Source organism: Paenibacillus sp. FSL H3-0310 (genome assembly GCF_038002785.1).
Classification (GTDB): Bacteria; Bacillota; Bacilli; order Paenibacillales; family Paenibacillaceae; genus Paenibacillus_AQ; species Paenibacillus_AQ odorifer.
Genome location: NZ_JBBODC010000001.1, coordinates 3,869,245 through 3,888,269, shown reverse-complemented (window position 1 = coordinate 3,888,269; position 19,025 = coordinate 3,869,245). Strand labels below are relative to the sequence as shown.

Annotated in this window: 19 protein-coding genes and 1 other RNA gene; 10 read left to right on the top strand and 10 right to left on the bottom strand. The window is 43.8% G+C overall.

Annotation, left to right across the window (positions count from 1 at the left end; all coding sequences use genetic code 11):
• Window positions 1-19: 19 nt before the first annotated feature.
• The 4 genes from MHH63_RS17620 to MHH63_RS17605 all read right to left on the bottom strand — a co-directional run bounded on the left by MHH63_RS17620 (window position 20) and on the right by MHH63_RS17605 (window position 4,174).
• A complete protein-coding gene (locus tag MHH63_RS17620) occupies window positions 20-1,393 on the bottom strand; it encodes an MATE family efflux transporter (RefSeq protein WP_341171859.1) in 1,374 nt (457 codons plus the stop codon).
• Window positions 1,394-1,528: 135 nt separating this feature from the next.
• Window positions 1,529-2,740 (bottom strand): putative glycoside hydrolase, encoded by a 1,212-nt coding sequence (locus MHH63_RS17615; protein ID WP_076125118.1) that lies wholly within the window; start codon window positions 2,738-2,740, stop codon window positions 1,529-1,531.
• Between the two features lie 231 nt (window positions 2,741-2,971).
• Complete coding sequence (locus tag MHH63_RS17610) at window positions 2,972-3,160, bottom strand: hypothetical protein (RefSeq protein ID WP_036689649.1); 189 nt, start codon at window positions 3,158-3,160, stop codon at window positions 2,972-2,974.
• A 180-nt stretch (window positions 3,161-3,340) separates the two neighbouring features.
• Complete coding sequence (locus tag MHH63_RS17605; RefSeq protein ID WP_036689285.1) at window positions 3,341-4,174, bottom strand: YitT family protein; 834 nt, start codon at window positions 4,172-4,174, stop codon at window positions 3,341-3,343.
• Between the two features lie 335 nt (window positions 4,175-4,509).
• Between MHH63_RS17605 and MHH63_RS17600 the strand changes: the two genes are divergently transcribed.
• Window positions 4,510-6,162 carry a DEAD/DEAH box helicase gene (locus MHH63_RS17600; protein ID WP_076308293.1) on the top strand — a complete coding sequence of 551 codons (1,653 nt, stop codon included), beginning with the start codon at window positions 4,510-4,512 and terminating at the stop codon, window positions 6,160-6,162.
• Between the two features lie 127 nt (window positions 6,163-6,289).
• On the opposite strand, the gene MHH63_RS17595 is transcribed toward MHH63_RS17600, so the two are convergent.
• A complete protein-coding gene (locus MHH63_RS17595) occupies window positions 6,290-6,388 on the bottom strand; it encodes a hypothetical protein (RefSeq protein ID WP_036689290.1) in 99 nt (32 codons plus the stop codon).
• Window positions 6,389-6,574: 186 nt separating this feature from the next.
• On the opposite strand from MHH63_RS17595, the gene MHH63_RS17590 reads away from it, so the two are divergent.
• The 3 genes from MHH63_RS17590 to MHH63_RS17580 all read left to right on the top strand — a co-directional run bounded on the left by MHH63_RS17590 (window position 6,575) and on the right by MHH63_RS17580 (window position 8,256).
• Complete coding sequence (locus MHH63_RS17590) at window positions 6,575-7,411, top strand: YesL family protein (RefSeq protein ID WP_076125120.1); 837 nt, start codon at window positions 6,575-6,577, stop codon at window positions 7,409-7,411.
• Window positions 7,412-7,515: 104 nt separating this feature from the next.
• A non-coding RNA gene (gene ssrS, locus MHH63_RS17585) (6S RNA) lies at window positions 7,516-7,707 on the top strand.
• 159 nt (window positions 7,708-7,866) lie between these two features.
• On the top strand, window positions 7,867-8,256 hold the full coding sequence (locus tag MHH63_RS17580; RefSeq protein WP_036689295.1) for a DUF1499 domain-containing protein: 390 nt from the start codon (window positions 7,867-7,869) through the stop codon (window positions 8,254-8,256).
• Between the two features lie 190 nt (window positions 8,257-8,446).
• On the opposite strand, the gene tpx is transcribed toward MHH63_RS17580, so the two are convergent.
• Window positions 8,447-8,965 carry a thiol peroxidase gene (tpx, locus tag MHH63_RS17575; RefSeq protein ID WP_076125122.1) on the bottom strand — a complete coding sequence of 173 codons (519 nt, stop codon included), beginning with the start codon at window positions 8,963-8,965 and terminating at the stop codon, window positions 8,447-8,449.
• A 117-nt stretch (window positions 8,966-9,082) separates the two neighbouring features.
• Between tpx and MHH63_RS17570 the strand changes: the two genes are divergently transcribed.
• Both MHH63_RS17570 and MHH63_RS17565 read left to right on the top strand, forming a co-directional pair.
• Window positions 9,083-9,718, top strand: a complete 636-nt coding sequence (locus MHH63_RS17570) for a rhomboid family intramembrane serine protease (RefSeq protein WP_076125160.1) — start codon at window positions 9,083-9,085, stop codon at window positions 9,716-9,718.
• A gap of 4 nt (window positions 9,719-9,722) precedes the next feature.
• The gene (locus tag MHH63_RS17565) at window positions 9,723-10,637 is read left to right on the top strand and encodes a LysR family transcriptional regulator (RefSeq protein ID WP_076125124.1); all 915 of its coding nucleotides are present in this window, start codon (window positions 9,723-9,725) and stop codon (window positions 10,635-10,637) included.
• A 36-nt stretch (window positions 10,638-10,673) separates the two neighbouring features.
• Here the strand turns inward: MHH63_RS17565 and MHH63_RS17560 are convergent, their stop codons facing one another.
• Together MHH63_RS17560 and MHH63_RS17555 are read right to left on the bottom strand one after the other, a co-directional pair.
• The gene (locus tag MHH63_RS17560) at window positions 10,674-11,345 is read right to left on the bottom strand and encodes a zinc metallopeptidase (RefSeq protein ID WP_076125126.1); all 672 of its coding nucleotides are present in this window, start codon (window positions 11,343-11,345) and stop codon (window positions 10,674-10,676) included.
• A 35-nt stretch (window positions 11,346-11,380) separates the two neighbouring features.
• Window positions 11,381-11,812, bottom strand: coding sequence for a MerR family transcriptional regulator (locus tag MHH63_RS17555; protein ID WP_036689305.1), 432 nt, complete (start codon window positions 11,810-11,812; stop codon window positions 11,381-11,383).
• A gap of 548 nt (window positions 11,813-12,360) precedes the next feature.
• Here MHH63_RS17555 and MHH63_RS17550 point away from each other — a divergent pair.
• From MHH63_RS17550 to MHH63_RS17540, 3 genes are read left to right on the top strand one after another with little or no spacing between them, the layout of a single operon-like run.
• Window positions 12,361-13,755, top strand: coding sequence for an ammonium transporter (locus tag MHH63_RS17550; RefSeq protein ID WP_341171858.1), 1,395 nt, complete (start codon window positions 12,361-12,363; stop codon window positions 13,753-13,755).
• Between the two features lie 39 nt (window positions 13,756-13,794).
• Complete coding sequence (locus tag MHH63_RS17545) at window positions 13,795-14,868, top strand: DUF294 nucleotidyltransferase-like domain-containing protein (protein ID WP_076125162.1); 1,074 nt, start codon at window positions 13,795-13,797, stop codon at window positions 14,866-14,868.
• Window positions 14,865-15,614 (top strand): exonuclease domain-containing protein, encoded by a 750-nt coding sequence (locus tag MHH63_RS17540; protein ID WP_038569828.1) that lies wholly within the window; start codon window positions 14,865-14,867, stop codon window positions 15,612-15,614. Before MHH63_RS17545 ends, MHH63_RS17540 begins: the two co-directional genes overlap by 4 nt.
• Here the strand turns inward: MHH63_RS17540 and MHH63_RS17535 are convergent.
• The gene (locus MHH63_RS17535; protein ID WP_341171857.1) at window positions 15,596-16,075 is read right to left on the bottom strand and encodes a M67 family metallopeptidase; all 480 of its coding nucleotides are present in this window, start codon (window positions 16,073-16,075) and stop codon (window positions 15,596-15,598) included. The genes MHH63_RS17540 and MHH63_RS17535 overlap by 19 nt on opposite strands.
• A gap of 154 nt (window positions 16,076-16,229) precedes the next feature.
• Here MHH63_RS17535 and MHH63_RS17530 point away from each other — a divergent pair, with 154 nt between their 5' ends.
• Window positions 16,230-16,799, top strand: coding sequence for a TlpA family protein disulfide reductase (locus tag MHH63_RS17530; protein ID WP_341171856.1), 570 nt, complete (start codon window positions 16,230-16,232; stop codon window positions 16,797-16,799).
• 577 nt (window positions 16,800-17,376) lie between these two features.
• On the opposite strand, the gene cimA is transcribed toward MHH63_RS17530, so the two are convergent.
• Window positions 17,377-18,996, bottom strand: a complete 1,620-nt coding sequence (cimA, locus tag MHH63_RS17525) for a citramalate synthase (RefSeq protein ID WP_340975599.1) — start codon at window positions 18,994-18,996, stop codon at window positions 17,377-17,379.
• Window positions 18,997-19,025: the final 29 nt, after the last annotated feature.

Here is a 19,025-nt window from a genome sequence, read left to right as displayed (position 1 = left end):
TTTTGTGTAATATGGATCGTTAACTCTGTGGTTGTTCCTGTATGTATTGTGCGGCATAACGCCGTTGAACTTTGATAAGCCGAGACAATAGCAGGGTCGCACCGATGGCAAGACCGGTGATAAGACCAATCCAGTAGCCGAATGCTCCTAGATCTGTATAAGTTGCAAGTATATAACCTGTAGGTAAGCCAATTACCCAATAGGCAATAAAACAAATGATAAAGGCTGGGTTAACATCCTTATATCCGCGAAGCGCCCCTTGAGTAGGTGTAGCAATTGCATCTGAGATTTGAAAAAAGATTGCATAGATCAGGAAATGCTGAATCAACGAGATGACATCGGGTTCATCTGAATATAGACCAGCTACATGATTTCCGGCAAACAAGAGTAATAAAGCTGTGGCCAGCGAAAGGATTGCCGCCAGCCCGATACCCATTATGGCATATTGGCGTGCATCCTTTTGTCTGCCAGACCCGGTCTCGAAGCCGACGAGGATGGTAAGGCTGATGCAAATACTGAGCGGAATCATATAGAGTGTTGTTGCAAAATTGATTGCTGCCTGATGCGCGGCAATTGTTACGGTATCAAATCGGCTCATTAACAAGGTTACAGCGGAAAAGACAGCCGTTTCGAAAAAAATCGAGAAACCGATGGGTACTCCGATTTTAAGCAAATCTTTAATGCTGTTTAACGATATGAAGTAGAAATTACGGAATAATCTGAGATTTACAAAGGCCTGAGAACGATATATGAACAATAGAGCAACGGCAAATATAACCCAATAGGTAATGGCTGAAGCTACCCCTGCACCAACACCCCCGAGACGAGGGAATCCGAAGTTCCCGAAGATGAGCAAATAGTTCAAACCTACATTTACAGGCAAAGCTATTAGTGTAATACACATGGATACGCGTGTTTGCCCTAAAGCGTCTATACAGCTACGAAGTACCGTATATCCAAACAGGGGGATAATTCCGAACGAAATAGAACTGAGGAAGCGGAAAGCAACAACTCTTACACCAGGCTCCAAGTTCATAAAATTAAGAATAGGTGACAAGGCAAAGCTGCCAATCAGCAAGACGATGATCGAAACAATTAGTGACAGCCAAATACCTTGTGTGACTTGAAAGGCGACATCCTTATCTTTTTTGCTCCCGATGAGCTGTGAAACAATAGGTGTGATCCCCATAAGAATACCGCTGAGACCGGTTTGGATTGGAATCCAAAGACTAGTTCCTATCGCAACTCCTGCCAGATCGACGGTCCCGAATTTACCGGACATATTAGTATCAAAGAAGGTGATCGCGGATAAAGCAATTTGTGTAACAAGGATTGGGAATAAAATATGAAAAAATTGTCCTGCCTTTTGTTTTAAAGAGGTGGTCTGTATCATAATTCTGTGCCTCATTCTTTATGATTTTTCATGGAATAGGTTAAATAGTTCAATAAGTTTCCGTTAAAAGACCCGGCAAACGCCGGGTCTTTAGCATACGTATATCAGATCAGCTATAAATAATAAGGGCTGTATTCATTGTTTTTCGTAATCAACATCGGCTGTATAGCGATTGTTGGCGTTCCAGAGAAGGAACTCATCCACATTCTCATCTTTCAAAGCGCGGATTTGATCTTCCACCTGTTTTTTACCATATTTCACATAATGACCACTTCCGAGCCAGCTTGCTGTAAAGTCTTGAATCCAAGGCCGAATAACGGGTTTGTAGCTGCCCAGTGGATCAAGCTTCTTATGTGTATCAACCATGGAGCCTTTGATTGTAGCGTAAGGATCTAAGTCGGGCTCTTTCACGCCAAACCATCCCGTTGAATAGTGACTTGGATAAACCATTGGACTGATAACATCCACATTCTTGGATATTTTAACAAAGTCTTGGCCGATACCCTCAGCAGGGGCAGATGCGGCATATCCAAAAATATCTACGGACACACGGACACCAAGTGGAGCTAGCTCTGCTTTGGCATATTTAACAAAATTAGATACAATTTCTACGCGTGAATCACTGGTTTTAGTGTATTTAAGGGTTTCAGCGCGTTTTTCGAATCCTTCCGGAAAACGAACATAGTCGAACTGAATTTCTTTGAAGCCGAGCTTGACAGCTTCCTTGGCGATATCCACATTGTATTTCCAAACATCTTCATTATAAGGATTAACAAAGCTGTCGCCGCCCTTATTCTTCCATACAGTGCCATCAGAATTAACAAAAGACATCTGCGGGTTCTTCTTGGCAAGAATAGAATCTTTAAAAACAACAATCCGGGCGATAGGATAAACATCATGTTTCTTCAAACGTTCCATTAACTTGCTGATATCTCCAATAAAAGGCTGAGGGTTACCGAGTTTCTGAAGGTCGGCATTATCGGTCTTATACGTGATATAACCCGCATCGTCCTTAATGTCTATAACCATTGAGTTAAGTTCGGTTTGGTCAAGCAGTGTAAGCAGCTTTTCCATTCGTTCCCCACCAGCACTGTAGGCGGTAACATAAATGCCTTTTACTTTGGGTGCATCTGGCTGTGGATCGGTGTGTAACATACTTTCTGAGTTTGTTGCTTCAGGTGAAGCGCTTGGAGCCGGAGTTGCTACATTCGAATTGTTGTTTTGTTGTGCAATGATGGGGGGATTCATGGCGGACTTCAAAGCGATCGCCACTTCAGCGTCATGTTGGTTCTGTTGTACGCCTACGCTTCCCAAGGCCATCATCAGTAGAGCCCAGGTGATGTTCATTCGTTTTTCTCTCCCTTTATGTACTTTCCCCTAAATTATATAGGAACGGTTGCTCCCAAAAAGAACAGTGTTGTAACAATATTAGCTCAGATTGGGAATAAAAAACCGCCTTTGTTGTTTATAAACGAGATGTATGGATTCGAAACGGTATGAAAAAAGTAAATGCCGCCTTAAATCGGCAACAGGGCCGAACCCAAGGCGGCAACTATCAAGACTTCTCTTGCGGCTTGCTCATTGAAGATACGCAGAATTCTGATGTTCACAGATGCTGTAATGGATAATATCCATGGCATCTGCAGGTTCCAGAATACTTAGCCCGTCTCGCAGAACGATTACTGAATTTAATTCGTCCTGTTTGAGAAACGGCATCATATCAGGATACCACCTCATGACGATTGCTGACAGTTTTACCGTTTCCATTTCCACAAAAATCACCCTTTCCTTTTTCGATAGTTCTGAATAGATTCAGTGTTCATCGGAAAACGAAGTGCTTTGGAAAAAAGAGGGGTAAATCTCAATCTTTATGAAATTGTTAGGGTTCTGCGTGTGTATAATATATCATAATTCTGAGTTTGGTGCATTTTCCAATACTAGGAATTTTTATTTCCTCATTTTGTCTTTCCGGAAGGAACCCATAACACCCACTGTTTCAACAATATTTACAAAAGCTTGCGGATCTGTCGTGCGGATGATACGTTGCAGTTCTGCAAGTTCGTAGCGGGTTGTTACCGTCATTAGCATGTCCTTTTCAACGTGAGAATAAGCGCCTTCTGTTTTAATCTTTGTGACACCTCGTTGAAGGCCTATTAGATGTTGCAGTAATTCATCTGTACGGTTTGTTACAATATATACGGTTACCTTTAAGTGGCTGATATGAATCATATCCAACACTTTACCTGTTACATATATAGATACCATTGATGAAAGTGCTAAATTCCAGTTCTGGTCAAGATAAGCGGCCGCCAGGATAACTAGTCCATTTAAACTTACCACTACATTGCCGACCGGGAAATCACGGTATTTAGTGATAATTGAACCCAAGATGTCAAAACCTCCGGAAGAACCTCCTGCACGGAAGGAGATACCGCAGCCAATCCCAACGAGAACTCCGCCAAATACAGAGGACAGCAGCATATCTGTAGCCACCAGATGCTCAGGAATCACCGTTAAGAACCAGGTTGTAAACACAACGGATAACATGCTCATAATAATAAATCTCCGGCCTAACTGGAACCAGCCTGCAGCCAGCAGAGGAATATTAAAGAGCAAGTATAGGAGGCTTATGTTTAATGGGGTGAAATAACCCACTAACATGGAAAGCCCAGATACGCCACCACTTAGTAAACGGTGTGGAATTAAAAATAGATTAAATCCACTGGCGATCAGTGCTGCCCCTAAAAAAACAACCAAACAATTCAAAATCTGTCTTAACAAGTAAATCCACCCTTATATATATATTTAAAAAAATAAAACATGAAAGCAATGAAAAGAAAGGAACCCACTGGTATTCTCACATGTGTTTGTGATATAATGTATAGGATATTCTTGAGTAGAACGTTACAATGGTATTTTTGCATTGCATCGGATGTAAAGCTACAGTTGCTCAGGTACAACAAGGTACCTGATGATTAGGGAGGCTTTTCGTCCCAAAAGCGCTATATCATGCAGAAAATAGAGCATGATTGGACAGCCTATAAATGTGTTTACCGCTACTTAAGAATACAGACAAGCATGTGGAATGTCCACTGTATAGAAGGAGCATGAATAATTTGAAAACATTCGCAGAATTTGGCTTGGAGCCAAAAGTGCTACAAGCAATCACAGAGTTAGGATTTGAGGAGGCAACACCGATACAGGAACAGTCGATCCCATTAGCATTGACTGGGTCGGATCTGATCGGTCAAGCTCAGACTGGTACAGGTAAGACTGCTGCTTTTGGTATCCCCCTCATTTCGAAGATTAACCGTGAAGACGAAAAAATCTTGGCCCTTATTATGGCACCAACTCGTGAGTTGGCCATCCAAGTGTCAGAAGAAATTGGCAAACTAAGCCGTTTCAAAGGTCTTCGCTCGTTGGCGATTTATGGCGGACAGGATATTGGACGTCAAATCCGTGGATTGAAAAAGAAACCACAAATCATTATTGGTACACCTGGTCGTTTGCTCGATCACATCAACCGTAAAACGATCCGTTTGGATGATGTTCAAACCGTTGTATTGGATGAAGCAGATGAAATGCTGGATATGGGCTTTATGGAAGATATTCAGACGATCTTGAAGCTCGTTCCTGTAGAACGTCAAACCATGTTGTTCTCTGCTACAATGCCACCAAACATTCAACGCCTAGCTCAACAATTTCTTAACAACCCGCAACATGTCTCCGTTATTCCGAAACAAATCAGTGCCCCACTGATTGATCAAGCTTATGTGGAAGTGCCTGAGCGTCAAAAGTTTGAAGCTCTTAGTCGTTTGATTGATATGGAATCTCCTGAATTAGCTATCGTATTCGGACGTACTAAGCGCCGGGTTGATGAGCTTGCTGAAGCTTTGCAAAAACGCGGATATTCTGCTGATGGATTGCATGGTGACTTGTCACAGAACCAACGTGATGCTGTAATGCGTAAATTCCGTGATGGCAGCATTGACGTGCTGGTAGCTACTGACGTAGCGGCACGTGGTCTGGACGTATCCGGCGTAACTCACGTAATTAACTTTGACTTGCCACAAGATCCTGAAAGCTATGTACACCGTATTGGTCGTACAGGACGCGCAGGTAAAGAAGGTACGGCTTGGTCATTCGTTACTCCACGCGAAATCGATCACCTGCATTTGATCGAACGTGTTACTCGTCACCGGATTACTCGTAAACCTTTGCCAACAATGGCTGAAGCTATTGAAGGTAAACAACGCGTTACTGCTGAGCGTTTGCTTGAAGTGGTAGAAAGCGGAGAATTGAACGAGTACAAAGGAATTTCTATTCAATTGCTTGAGCAATATGATTCCGTACAATTGTTGTCCGCAGCTATGAAGCTTCTCACTGGCGACAAGAAGGATTCTGCAATTGAATTGACTCCTGAAGATCCAATTCGTGCTAAACGTCGTGGTGGCAAAAACGATATCCGCAGTGGCCGTAAACCTAATGGTGGTTATGGCGGAAACCGTGGCACTTCCGGTGGCAGCAGTAGCGGTGGTGGATACCGTGGTAACCGTGATAATAACGGTGGCGGTAGTCGTGGTGGCTATAGCAGCGGTGGCAGTAACTACGGTAGCGGCAGTGGCGGCTATGGCGGTGGCTATAAAGGCAACCGTGATGGCGCACCAGCTCGTGACGGTGGTGCAAACCGCAGCGCAGAGCGTAAACCATACACTCGTCCAAGCAGCACGAGCACTCGTCCTGCAAAACGTGAAGATTTCGATAATTAATACTTCGTCAAGATACCAAAGAAGACGAGATGCCGCATTGCGGTTCTCGTCTTCTTTTTGCTGAAATATAAGGATGTTTGGTGAATTGTTGTGTCCTTATTAGGGCGCCAATTTGTTTTGTGAGATATTAGTATCCGAATGTACGAGTGATGATAACGAGCAAGATAAACAATACGAGGATCGTGCCTGTAGAAGTCCAACCGCCGAAGCCAACAGGTGTAGACATGAGATAACCTCCTTTAGAATGTGGGGATTTTGGTATTTCTTATGGTTACAATCCTAATATATGGACTATAAAGGCTTTACGTATAGACGATAGTCTATAATTCAGAAAGTTGGGCTATGGAAATGAGGAGGTCAAATGAGGTATAGTTAAGATATGTAGTATGTAAGAGACAGAGGAGGAAGGGAATTGGAGTTTAAAGGAGCAATGGGCGGCTTATACCGCGTGACAGAATGGATTTCACGTATCGCAGGAAGTAATATCTTATGGGCACTATGTTCCGCCCCGTTTTTGTTTTTTGGTGTTTTAAAGATGATTATGTTAGGGACAGGCGCAGGTGGAGCGAACGAGCAAATTACATTGAACTGGGCAATGGGGATTCTAGCGCCCTTTACGGTGTTTCCAGCTTCAGCCGCTTTATTTACTGTAGTACGTAAGTGGGTAATGGGGAATACGGATGTAGGAACTTTTCGTACATTTTTCCAGGGGTATAAAGAGAACTATGTAAAAAGCATGCTCGGAGGAGTTATCTATACATTGATGTTCGTTGTTATGTACGTTGATGTAACAGTTTACATGACACAAATGCCTAACTTCAGAATTGTTGGTATTTTGATGTTGGTGCTGATGATACTTTTGTCGGTATCCATGTTTAACTTCTTTTCCATTGTGGTTCATTACCAAATGGGCTTCAAGCAAGTGATGACCAATTCTATATTGCTGACTATAGCACGCCCAATTCGTGTGTTCTCTACATTGATTGCAGCCGCGGTTCTTGTTTATATCGGTCTTAGATATCCGGCTCTGTATTTCATTTGTATTCCAACGTTGATTGCAATGGCGGCCTTCTTTAACTTCTACGCTACTTATAATAAGCTACAGCTGCAAGTAGAAAAGAAGAAACTGAAAGAGCAGGAAGAAGCAGAAGCAGCAGCATTGAACAATCGGGCGGATGAATACGACGACGATGACGATGACGATGACTACGAGGATGAAATTGATGAAAAGGACACCAAACGCATTTAACAAAATGCTGGATTAAGCGTTGGATATTTCCAGGTAATTAATTCCTGTGTAAAAATAAAGCGCATACAGGTTTACTTTTTCGTTAAAACGCAATATAATAATAACAAATCCTGCGATGTACGTTACGGTTACTCGTTGTTTTGAACCAATGATAATGTCTTGGGAGATCTACACGAAGCGCAGCTGAACCGCCCTGTCTATATGACTTGGGGAATTCAAAAACGTTTTCTGCGATCACCCACCTGCTCTAGCAGGTTCAGAAGACACTGTAGCCGGACGGCATAAGCGGGTTTTCTCTTGTTTAAGCCAAGGCGCCCTGTTTCCCGTGAATAATGGGAGCGGGCGCTTTTTTGTATGTCTGGAATAAAGGGAAAGTGAGTTATACCCTTTTGTTCCTGAGACAAGAGTGTTACACTTATAATAATGAACTTGGGATTTGTAGAGGGGGAAGAATTTTGTCGTTAAAAAGAACCTTGGTTGGCTTATTCCGCAGTCATGATGGAACAAGCGACCGCGCCAAAGATCCGACATTAAAAACGCGTTATTACAATCTAACTAAAGACAAAGCATGGGAAGAAGTTTCATCAACTTTAAAGAAAGTTCCTGGATTTAAGGTGCTTCACGAAGTGGAGTCTGTAGGTGAGATTACTCTTGAGAAAAGAACGGCATTTGGCCGTACGCTGGACATTACGGTATCGGTGCTAAATACGACGCCTGTTCGTTGTGGTGTAGATATGTATTCTGCATCTAGAGGTTCACTTGGTGATCTCGGGGCGAATTACCGTGTGATTCAACGCTTGTATGCATCTTTGGACAAAAAATTAGGAAAATACAAAGCAGACTGAATTTTAGAGGCCCGTCAAACCCTTCTTGCTTAGGGGTAGTATGAATGCGTTTACGTAAACGGTGAGCTGCTCAGTGTGTTATCGATAAATCTTTCTATTACAAAAAAAAGCGGGAGAAGGATGGACCTTCTGCCGCTTTTTTAACAGAGATAATTAAGTATTGTTGGAATAACCGCTACTGATTAAAGAATTAGAGCAGCTTCTTCACGGCAGCAATAGCATCTTCATAGTTAGGGTGCTCGGTCATTTCACTCAAATATTCAACATATACGATCTTGTCGTTCTTATCCAGAACAAAGATGGAGCGCATATCTAAGCGGAATTCTTTAATCAGCACACCATAGGCTTGTCCAAATGAGGTTGCTTTGTGGTCGGATAGAGTAATAACTCGATCGATACCGGCAGCACCGCACCAGCGAGCTTGGGCAAACGGCAGGTCCGTGCTTACCGTGAGAATTACCACATCGTCACCAAGCTCTGCGGCTTCACTGTTGAACCGGCGGGTCTGTGCGTCACATACCCCGGTATCAAGAGAAGGGACAACACTGATTAGCTTGATTTTACCGGCATAATCACTTAGAGACACGTCTTCTAGAAGATTCTTGCTCAGAACAAAATCGGGTGCAGGATCACCAGCTGTTAGCTTAGGTCCTACGAGAGTGATGGGGTTGCCTTTAAAAGTAGCTACGCCTGTTTTTTCTTGCGTCATATCCTTGTTTTCCTCCTCGAATTATAATATTGGATTCTTACTGCCACAATAAATTATAATCTTAATAGCAGGAAGATGTCCAACCGGACAAGATATATATGTAAAGGGATGGGTGTTATGATATTTATTCGATACGAAAATTGGAAAAGTTATGTCCGGTATTATCCGGTAACCTGTTTGCTCATATTGGCCAATGTGATCATGTTTATCCTGACGGTAATTAACGGAGGATCAACTAATATTCAAACGCTTATTGATTTTGGTGCTATAGTAGATGTGAGTCCGTACAAAGAGGAACTGTGGCGCTATCTGGCCGCTATTTTTTTACATAATGGGTTTTCCCATCTGTTCTTTAATTGCTTCGCTCTCCTGGTGTTTGCACCGCCTCTGGAGCGATTGCTGGGCTGGTGGCGTTATGCGCTGCTCTATGTGGCGGGTGGTTTTCTGGCAAATCTGCTTACAATTGCGATTAGTGCCCGCTCAGTAGTAGAGGTTGGTACGGTTTCGGTTGGTGCTTCTGGAGCAATCTACGCCATTTATGGTGCATTTTTATACATTGCCGTTATTCAACGGGCGATGATGGATGAGGGCTCGCGTAAGACTTTATACGGATTGCTAATGATCGGGATCATTATGTCGTTTGCTACACCGAATGTGAATTGGGTTGCACATCTCGGAGGTTTGGTTTCTGGCTTTTTCGTATATGGGCTAATTATTCGTATATTCAAAAAAAGCCTAAGACAGGGGCGATGATGGAGTGGAGCTAAGACAGCTGCAATATTTTTTAAAGGTAGCTCAAAAAGAACATGTAACAAGAGCGGCAGAAGAGCTTCATGTAGCGCAGTCTGCGGTAAGCCGTCAGATTCATCAGCTGGAGCAAGAGCTTGGGGTTGATCTATTCATGCAAAAAGGGCGCAATCTGCAGCTTACCCCTGTTGGGCAGCTCTTTTGCAAGAAGGTTGAGAGTATCCTTAAGGAGCTGGAGCATTCGGTAAATGAGGTGCATGAATTTCTGGATCCCGAGCGTGGTGAGATTCGGATTGGATTCCCGCATAGCCTTGGCACACATCTCATCCCGACTATCGTTGCAGATTTTCGTAAGTATTATCCTCATGTCAAATTTCGTTTTAAACAAGGATCTTACCCTTCTTTGATAAAAGACGTATTGTCTGGCGAAGTGGATTTAACTTTCATTTCGCCTTTTCCGGAGAATGATGAGCATGTCTCGGGGGATATTGTAATGACTGAAGAGTTGTTTGCGATTCTTCCTCAGAATCACCGGCTGGCAGGAGAATCTGAAATTCGGTTGGAACAGCTGCAAAAAGAGAAGTTTGTTCTATTCAGCCAAGGCTATTCGTTGAGACCTATCGTTTGGCAAGCTTGCTTGCAGGCGGGATTCCAACCGCAGATTGCTTTTGAAGGTGGAGAGACCGATACCATTCGTGGTTTGGTGGCCGCAGGGATGGGTGTAAGCCTGCTTCCGGAGATGGCGTTCTATCAGACGAATCCTCTTCAACCAGCCCAGGTGAAGGTTGTGGAGCCTGCGGTGACGAGAACGGTTGGCTTGATCTACCGTACAGATAGTAAATTACCGCTGGTGGCACGTTCCTTTCGGACTTTTTTAATCTCCTACTTTAAAGCTAGGCAAAATAATACCCCGGTCGGCTCTTAGCCTTCCGGGGTTTTTGTTGTTTAGAGGTATGTGATATTAGTCGCGGTTGCCTAAAAAGACGGTGATCAAGCGGAGCAATTCAAGCAACGATACTAGAGCGGCTGCAACATAAGTTAAAGCAGCGGCGTTGAGAACCTTTGCTACTCCGCGTTCTTCTTCGTTGCGGATGAAACCTTGTTCTACCATGACCTGACGAGCCCGGTTACTGGCGTTGAATTCTACAGGCAGCGTTACGAGCTGGAATGCAACAGCTGCTGAGAAGAAAATGATACCCAAGCCTATAAGATTAAAGTAACCGAAGATGAAACCTGCCATCAGCATGAAAGGCGCGATGCCTGATGCGAAATTAACTACCGGGAACATCCGGTGACGAAGTGTCAACATAGGATAACTTACTTTATGCTGAATCGCGTGGCCTACTTCGTGACAAGCGACAGAAATTGCAGAGATGGAACTTTCATAATAGACAGGCTCAGATAAGCGTACAACTCTGTGGATGGGGTCATAATGGTCTGAGAGTGTACCTCTTACAGGTTCAATCGGAACATCGTGTAAGCCATTAGCGTCGAGCATACGTCTCGCGGCTTCATATCCAGTCAGGCCGTTCGAATTGGCTACCTTTGACCACTTGCTGAAGGTTCCTTTAACTCTAAACTGTGCCCACAATGAGAAAAGAAAAGCAATAATTACTAATAGGTACATAAACATAGATGCATTCCTCCACTGTATTGTAAATATGGTATTTACATTGGCGGTCCTTGCGTAAGCAATAGCCGGATCGCTTCCATGCAGGCTAATCCCTGAGGGAGCAGATTTGAAAGTACGCGACTGGCCTGTCCTGGCTTCAAACCACTAATAAGAGGTTCAAGGGCTTTTACTTCCCGTTCTAGCCGCTGCATTTGCTGCTCTAACTCAACTAATTTATCAGAGACGTCAGTTTCTGGTGTTGCCTCGTTCCATTTGCCTAGCATAGATTTGATTTCTTCCAATGAATACTTGTCATGCTTTAATTGAGTAATACGTTCTAAAGCAGCCAAGGTTTCATGGCTGTATAGCCGATAATTTTTGGTGCTTCTAGATTCCGGGGAGATTAATCCCAGTTTCGTGTAATAATCAATAGTTCGTTCACTAATGTGAGCAGCCTTAGCTAATTCTCCAATTCGATACAAAATCATATCCCCATTTAATCTCGCCTCACTAATTGAATACGACTGCCGATAAGTGGCGGTCATCTCCTAAATTGATGGTTTCTTATGCTATCTGTAATGATAACAAACTGGAAACCATACAGTCAAACGTCATACTTTCATAAAGTATATGCAGTAAAGAAGGGTTAATTCATGAACGGTGATCTGTAGTTTCTATACAATACACTCAAACTCAAAGGGATATCAAATTTGAAGAATGATTGGGGTTGAAAACTATAAGTTACCCCAATATATAACATTAAATGTTATGTATTTTGTGATTTTGGTAAAAGATGCGTTCAATTATCAGGTAATATAAATGAGGTTGTGCGCGTAGTTATTTTAATGAAAATGCAGCTAGAATCAGGCCTTTAGGACCTCTAGTCCATTAGTACTGTGAAAATTTCGTGTGCTCAAATAAAATAAAATAAAAACATTCCTAAAATAGTCTTGTCAATTTACCTGACTTCTGATTATAATGACATTAAGAGTTTCACGCTTTGTTAGAAAATATAACATTGGGGAGTGGGGTAAAAATGAAAAAGAAATGGTTGATGATGTTACTGGCCATGATTACACTGATGATTTATCCGGTAAGTGCTTTTGCAGCGGACGGTCCGACGAACGTTGACTTACAAGTCGGATTGGACACAGCGTTTACCTTCCTGGCATTCATTTTAGTATTCTTTATGCAAGCAGGGTTTGCAATGCTCGAAGCGGGTTCGGTTCGGATGAAGAATGCAGGGCACGTAGCAGGTAAGACAGTACTTACTCTGGCTATCGCAAGTCTTTGCTTCTGGGCTATCGGCTTTGGACTTGGTTTCGGTAACGGCAATGGCTTCTTCGGTACTACAGGCTTCTTGTACGGAGGAGATTCAACCGCAGCTTCTTTTGAATCACTTGCATTTTCTGATGTTACTTTAAATGTTAAATTCTTATTCCAAATGGCCTTTGCAGCAGTTTCCTTGGCTATCGTATCTGGTGGTATGGCAGAACGTGCGAAGCTAAGTGTGTATATCATTTTCGGAATTTTGTTCTCCGTCGTAATTTATCCAGTTGTAGCTCACTGGGTATGGGGCGGTGGCTGGTTGGCTGAGCTGGGTATGCAAGATTATGCAGGTTCCACGGTTGTCCATCTTACAGGTGCAACGGCAGCAGTGGTAGCAACCATATTGCTTAAGCCTCGGCTTGGTAAGTTTAATAAAGAAGGTAAACCCGTGATCATTCCAGGTCATAACCAAGTATTTACTGTACTCGGTGTTATTATCCTCTGGTTTGGTTGGTTCGGATTCAATCCAGGTAGTGCTTTGTCCCCAATGGGCGGTTTCTTCGGTCACGTAGCCCTAACAACGAACATCGCAGCAGCAGCAGGTGGTTTGGCAGCATTGATTGCTTCTTGGTTGTACTTTGGTAAATCTGATATTCCAGCAATGCTGAATGGTGTTCTGGCTGCATTGGTTGCAATCACAGGAGCGTGTGCTTTCGTTGATCCATGGGCAGCAATCATTATTGGTTTTGTAGCCGGTGCTTTTACATTCATGACTTCCCAATGGCTGGAACGTGCAGGGCTTGATGATCCAATCTATGCTTTCTCGGTGCATGGTATTGCGGGGATCTGGGGTGCAGTTTCAACGGGTCTGTTCGCTGTACCTGAGCTTATTACTAAAGGCGGCTTGGTAGGTGAAGCTGGGTTGTTCTACGGTGGCGGTTTCCATCAACTAGGGGTTCAAGTGCTTGGTGTGGTTGGAACATTTGTTTTCGTAGCCGTTCTTTCTTTCATCATCTTGTATGTAATGAAGGTAACTATCGGACTTCGCGTTACAGAAGAAGAAGAATTAATGGGTCTGGATATCAGTGAGCATGGTACTTACGGATACCCTGAGCAAATGAAATTGATCGCAGATTCGGAATCCAAAACCCTTAAACAATAACATTTCAACTCGGACAGGGAGGCGGACCGTGTGGCATCGATGGAGTTAACAGATGAGTATAATGAAGAAAGCTTTAGGACCATCGTATTGGCCGGTTCGTCAGAGGAGCTTAGGGAGAGGCGTGTTGCCTGTCAAAAAGTACTTCTCGAACAGTTGAATGTTATTCCTATAGAGGAATGGATGTTCCGTGTGAATACTATGCATGATCTTATTGCCCAAACCGCAGTACTCATATGTGAGGCGCAGATGAAAGAGGCGGGCTATGGCCCGCCTCCCTGTGCTTATTCCTTTATTGTGTTTGGCAGCAGTGGGAGGCAGGAGGCAACGCTTTGGAGCGATCAGGATAATGGCCTGATAGTCGAAGGAGAGCCTGATGGGGAAAAAAATCGCTATTTCGAATTTTTCGGAACTTTGTTATCCGATATGCTTGAAGAAGTAGGATATGAGAAATGTGCGGGGAAGGTAATGTGCTCCCAAGTCATGTGGCGTAAGACATTATCTGAATGGATAGAGCAGCTTGATAGCTGGAGAACTCAGTTGGAATGGGAGCCGATCCGGTATCTTATTATCTCTTCTGATATGCGTCATGTGGCAGGAAGCGTGAAGTTATCAGCGAAGTGGCAAGAAGCTTTCTATGAAGGCTTTGAGGAAAATGAGCAGCTGTCTAATGCTGTTCTTCGCAATACAGTACGCCACAAAGCGACTTTGAATTTACTGGGACAGGTGTTAACAGAACGGTTTGGTGATTATGCAGGCGGATTTGATGTTAAGTATGGGGTCTATATTCCGTTAGTGAACATTGTTAGACGGTTGTCATTACTACATGGCATTAGAGCTGGCTCGACATTAGAGCGGATTGAAGCGCTTGATAGGCTTGGGAAATATCAACATTTAGAGGATATCCGCAGAGCTTTCTTATTAGCAATGCGGTTGCGAGTGAACACGCCATATAGTGTTCAGGATGGATTGTTAATCAGCAGTGATTATGTAGCTGAGAGTGAATTGAAGAATAAGCAGCTGCTGTCTGAGCTGCGTGAAAGCCTGCTGCTTGTCAGACGCCTTCATCGGGCGCTGCAGCGTCAGCTCCGCTCAGCGGAAAGGTGGCGGTCATGAGGGAGCCGAACAAAAGCGGAGGATTCTGGAGTAATCTAAGACAAGGTGGAATGCCCTCGGCAATTGCTTCGATGAGAGGTGGAGAAACTGCACAACAGACTGCGCAGCAAATGGCCTTTATTAGATCTTTGATGCGAGAGAAACGGCGGCCTGAGGTGCTGCATACCCCATTGTCTGAATTAGAGACAGTGATCTTTGATCTAGAGACTACAGGCTTTTCCCATCAGCATGGGGATGAGATTATGTCTTTTGGAGCCGTCAAGGTTGTTGGAGAGCAGATCAAAGAAGAGGAATGCTTTTATACACTGGTGAACTGTCAGACGGCTATTCCGGAGGATATTACAAGGCTGACTGGGATTACGGAAGAAATGACACAATCCGCTCCCTCCTTAATGGATGGCCTTCATAATTTTATGTCCTTTGTAGGTCAGAATGTGCTGGTTGCACATGCAAGCTCACATGATAAGGCTTTTCTTAATGCTGCTTTATGGAAAACCTCTAAAGTTCAGCTAACACACCGTGTGCTGGACACGATGATGTTAGCGCGATGGCTTGAGCCACAGCGAAGTAATTATTCGCTGGATGAGCTGCTATATGTGCATGAAATTCCGATTCATGGCCGTCATCATGCCTTGGAAGACGCAAAGATGACAGCACAGCTGTGGGTGATCTACCTGCGGGAAATTTCGGAGCGCGGCCAAGTGGATACCTTGGGTGATCTTTATGCTTATTTAAGTAGAACGTGAAGCGGGGCTTGAGATAAACCGCGGAACAAATTACCGCCGCGGTCATCAGGCAAACGCTCAATATAAAATCCGTTCAGAATGGGATTGCCGCTATCTTTGGTGTTGGGAGAACCTATAAGATAAAGCGCAAACTCAGGTCCTAGTGCTGTTAGTCCTTTATAATCGGCAACTGAAGGGATAGGTGCTGAATGTGGGTGGGAATGAAATAGTCCGATGATAGTTGGTTCATTGTACAATACATTAATCCACTCTTCAGGGTGGGGAGTAAAGGTTTGCAGCGGGTCTGGCGCTACGTTGCGCAAGGGTACGTAAGTATCTATGAGCATGCCACCCGCTGCGGCAGCACCCAGCAGGACTCCGCATGCTTCATGCGGATAACAGGACAGCAGGTGCTTCCCCAGTGCTTGCTGTACGGAATATTTCAGTCTAATAGGCTGGACATTTCCCTGGAATGCTGCCATTTGTTCACCCCTCTCTCTTCATTAGGGTTTCGTCGCAGACGAAACCCTCTTTTTTATTATAAAAGTATATATTATTGTGTAAAAAATGGATGGTTTGAAATTTAACCTATTGAGGGTACAATAGTAGAAAACTATTCCAATCGTAAAGGAACAGATGACTATGAAAGCAAGTAATAAATTAAATATAACAGTATTACTCATAGTTGTATGTGTTGCTGTGTTTGCGGTGTGGCATAATCGTGAGCCCAAAGCAGAAGCTGTGCTTGCGCAACAAAATGAGCTGCCGATGAAGAGCGGACCTAAGGCTGGACTGCGTGCACCTTCGTTTTCACTTCAGGGAACAGATGGGACTACCTATGTTGTTGATGGCCCCAGAGATAAAGCGGTAATCCTTAATTTCTGGGCTTCATGGTGTGATCCCTGCCAGCAGGAAGCTCCTGAACTTAATACCATGGCCACTAAGTATAAGGATGTTCTAGATATTTACGGTATTAATGTGAGCAGTCAGGATTATAAACCCAATGCTGAACGTTTTATCACGAAATACGGTCTTGTGTTTCCGGTTATGTTTGATGTAAAAGATGAGGTGTACAGCAAATATAATGGAGCTGTTTTTCCCACCAATGTGCTCATTGATAAGAATGGAGTGATCTCTGAGATTATTCTAGGTATTCTTAGTCCTGAAGAGTTGGAGGAGAAAATAATCAAGCTTACCGAATCATGAAGCAGGCTATCCCATGTGGAGCCAGATCTGCTTTTTTCTCCAAACAGCAAAAGTCTACAGATCAGCGATTCTTCTTATTGGAGGATCGCTGATCTGCGTTTTTGGTCAGCCGCGATTTACTTTAGTAGACAGCAAGCATTAATTTCACTATACCGTGGAGCAGAAATGGTTTGAACCCCGAAGGAAGCCGAGTTAGAACAATTGGGGAATTTCTCCCTATTATTTCGAGATCTCGGGTCATTCAACGAATAATTAGGGAAAATATCCCTCTAATCTAGCTGTTTTGGTGGGAAATAATGAAATTACCTTGGTTTTTAGGGAGGAATTCCCTATTTCTGTTCATTTATAGCGAATATCGGCTATTTTCAGGGAGTTTTTCCCTAATTACTCTACCGCACCCGCACCCGAACTCGCACCCCACGCACCCCGCACCGCACACTGCCCACCGGCCATAGTCTATGGGCTAAAGTAATAGTCCGTTATATAGCCTATTTAATAAAAAAGAAGCTGCCCTATAAGTAGAATTCTACTTTTGGGAAGCTTCTTTTTTGTCTTACAAAATTCTATAAGTGATCAATTAATGATTGACCAGGCCTCTAGGTTCATTGCTGGTCGTCTTCTCATTCTCCAATGAGAGCTCATTGAGAAGCGCGTAGCGCATACTGTCAACAAGAGCCTCCCAGCTGGCTTCAATTACGTTACTGGAGACACCAACCGTACTCCAGGTGTCTGTGAAGTTCTTGGATTCAATCAATACCCTTACCTTCGCTGCAGTCTGATCCTGTTCATCTATTACACGGACTTTATAGTCGGATAGATGCATTTCCTTTAATTGTGGGAAATAGGTCTGTAATGCTTTACGAAGCGCGTTATCGAGTGCGTTGACTGGACCGTTACCTTCAGCAGCAGTATAAAGATTCTCACTGCCAACTTTCAGTTTCACGAACGCTTCAGATACTACTGGATGTTCTGCGGTTTTCTCAACTAACATCTTGAAGGATTCAAAGGTAAAGGTTTCATTCATCTCGCCGGTAGCTTCCCGAAGGAGTAGCTCCAGTGAGGCATCGGCACCTTCAAATTGATAACCTTGATGTTCCATCGTTTTAATCTTCTCGATCACCCGGCGAGCCTGCTCGCTGCTTGGATCCAGATTTAAACCCATGTCCTGTGCTTTGGAGAGTACATTGCTCTGTCCGGCAAGTTCGGAGACCAGCACACGCTGCTTGTTCCCGACAAGCTCAGGAGCGATATGCTCATAGGTCCGTGAATCACGCATGATGGCGGAGACATGGATTCCACCTTTGTGTGCGAAAGCTGCATTTCCGACATAAGGCTGATTTACCGGCAGATTAACATTAGCCACTTCACTAATATAGCGGGCAGTGTTGGTAATCTGCGATAATGAATCGCCTGGAATACAGTGATAACCCATTTTGATCTGTAGTGTAGGAATAATAGAACATAGGTTGGCGTTACCACACCGTTCACCGTAACCATTAATGGTACCTTGTACTTGCCGTGCTCCAGCTCCGATGGCGCTAAGTGCATTGGCAACCGCTAGCTCACAGTCATTGTGAGTGTGAATTCCGAGATTGGCTCCGGGCAATTGTTGATTTAGAGCGGTAACAATCTCATGAATTTCGTAAGGTAAGGTCCCACCGTTGGTATCGCACATTACAAGCCAATCTGCTCCGGCTTCCCGGGCTTTGGACAGAACAGCTGCTGCATATTCAGGATTATTCTTGTATCCGTCGAAGAAATGCTCGGCATCAAAAATCACTTCAAGGCCTTGGCGTTTCAAGTAGGATATGGAGTCGCCGATCATGGCGAGATTCTCCTCAAGCGTAGTCTGTAATGCAGTGTGTACATGGAAATCCCAAGATTTTCCGACGAGTGTAGCAGCAGGAACCCCTGCGTCAATCATACGTTTTAAATTGTCATCGTTTTCGGCCAAGGAATTCTTCCGCCGAGTGCTGCCGAACGCTGTAATTTTGGCGTTCAGATGAAGCTCCTTGACTCTTTTGAAAAATTCAATGTCTTTATTGTTGCTTCCCGGGATGCCACCTTCAATATAGTGCACACCCAGATCATCGAGTTTCTTGGCAATCTTCAGCTTGTCGTCAGCCGACAGACTGATGCCTTCACCTTGGGTGCCGTCGCGTAATGTAGTATCGAAGATGGAGATGGACTTAGACATGAGAGTCCTCCTTATAGGGAAATGAATTT

Bases quoted from the DNA above. Each gene is read 5' to 3' on its own strand.
- MHH63_RS17620 (WP_341171859.1), bottom strand. From the start codon at position 1,393: ATGATACAGACCACCTCTTTAAAACAAAAGGCAGGACAATTTTTTCAT.
- MHH63_RS17615 (WP_076125118.1), bottom strand. From the start codon at position 2,740: ATGAACATCACCTGGGCTCTACTGATGATGGCCTTGGGAAGCGTAGGC.
- MHH63_RS17610 (WP_036689649.1), bottom strand. From the start codon at position 3,160: ATGGAAACGGTAAAACTGTCAGCAATCGTCATGAGGTGGTATCCTGAT.
- MHH63_RS17595 (WP_036689290.1), bottom strand. From the start codon at position 6,388: ATGTCTACACCTGTTGGCTTCGGCGGTTGGACTTCTACAGGCACGATC.
- tpx (WP_076125122.1), bottom strand. From the start codon at position 8,965: ATGACGCAAGAAAAAACAGGCGTAGCTACTTTTAAAGGCAACCCCATC.
- MHH63_RS17570 (WP_076125160.1), top strand. From the start codon at position 9,083: ATGATATTTATTCGATACGAAAATTGGAAAAGTTATGTCCGGTATTAT.
- MHH63_RS17560 (WP_076125126.1), bottom strand. From the start codon at position 11,345: ATGTTTATGTACCTATTAGTAATTATTGCTTTTCTTTTCTCATTGTGG.
- MHH63_RS17555 (WP_036689305.1), bottom strand. From the start codon at position 11,812: ATGATTTTGTATCGAATTGGAGAATTAGCTAAGGCTGCTCACATTAGT.
- MHH63_RS17550 (WP_341171858.1), top strand. From the start codon at position 12,361: ATGAAAAAGAAATGGTTGATGATGTTACTGGCCATGATTACACTGATG.
- MHH63_RS17545 (WP_076125162.1), top strand. From the start codon at position 13,795: ATGGAGTTAACAGATGAGTATAATGAAGAAAGCTTTAGGACCATCGTA.
- MHH63_RS17540 (WP_038569828.1), top strand. From the start codon at position 14,865: ATGAGGGAGCCGAACAAAAGCGGAGGATTCTGGAGTAATCTAAGACAA.
- MHH63_RS17535 (WP_341171857.1), bottom strand. From the start codon at position 16,075: ATGGCAGCATTCCAGGGAAATGTCCAGCCTATTAGACTGAAATATTCC.
- MHH63_RS17530 (WP_341171856.1), top strand. From the start codon at position 16,230: ATGACTATGAAAGCAAGTAATAAATTAAATATAACAGTATTACTCATA.
- cimA (WP_340975599.1), bottom strand. From the start codon at position 18,996: ATGTCTAAGTCCATCTCCATCTTCGATACTACATTACGCGACGGCACC.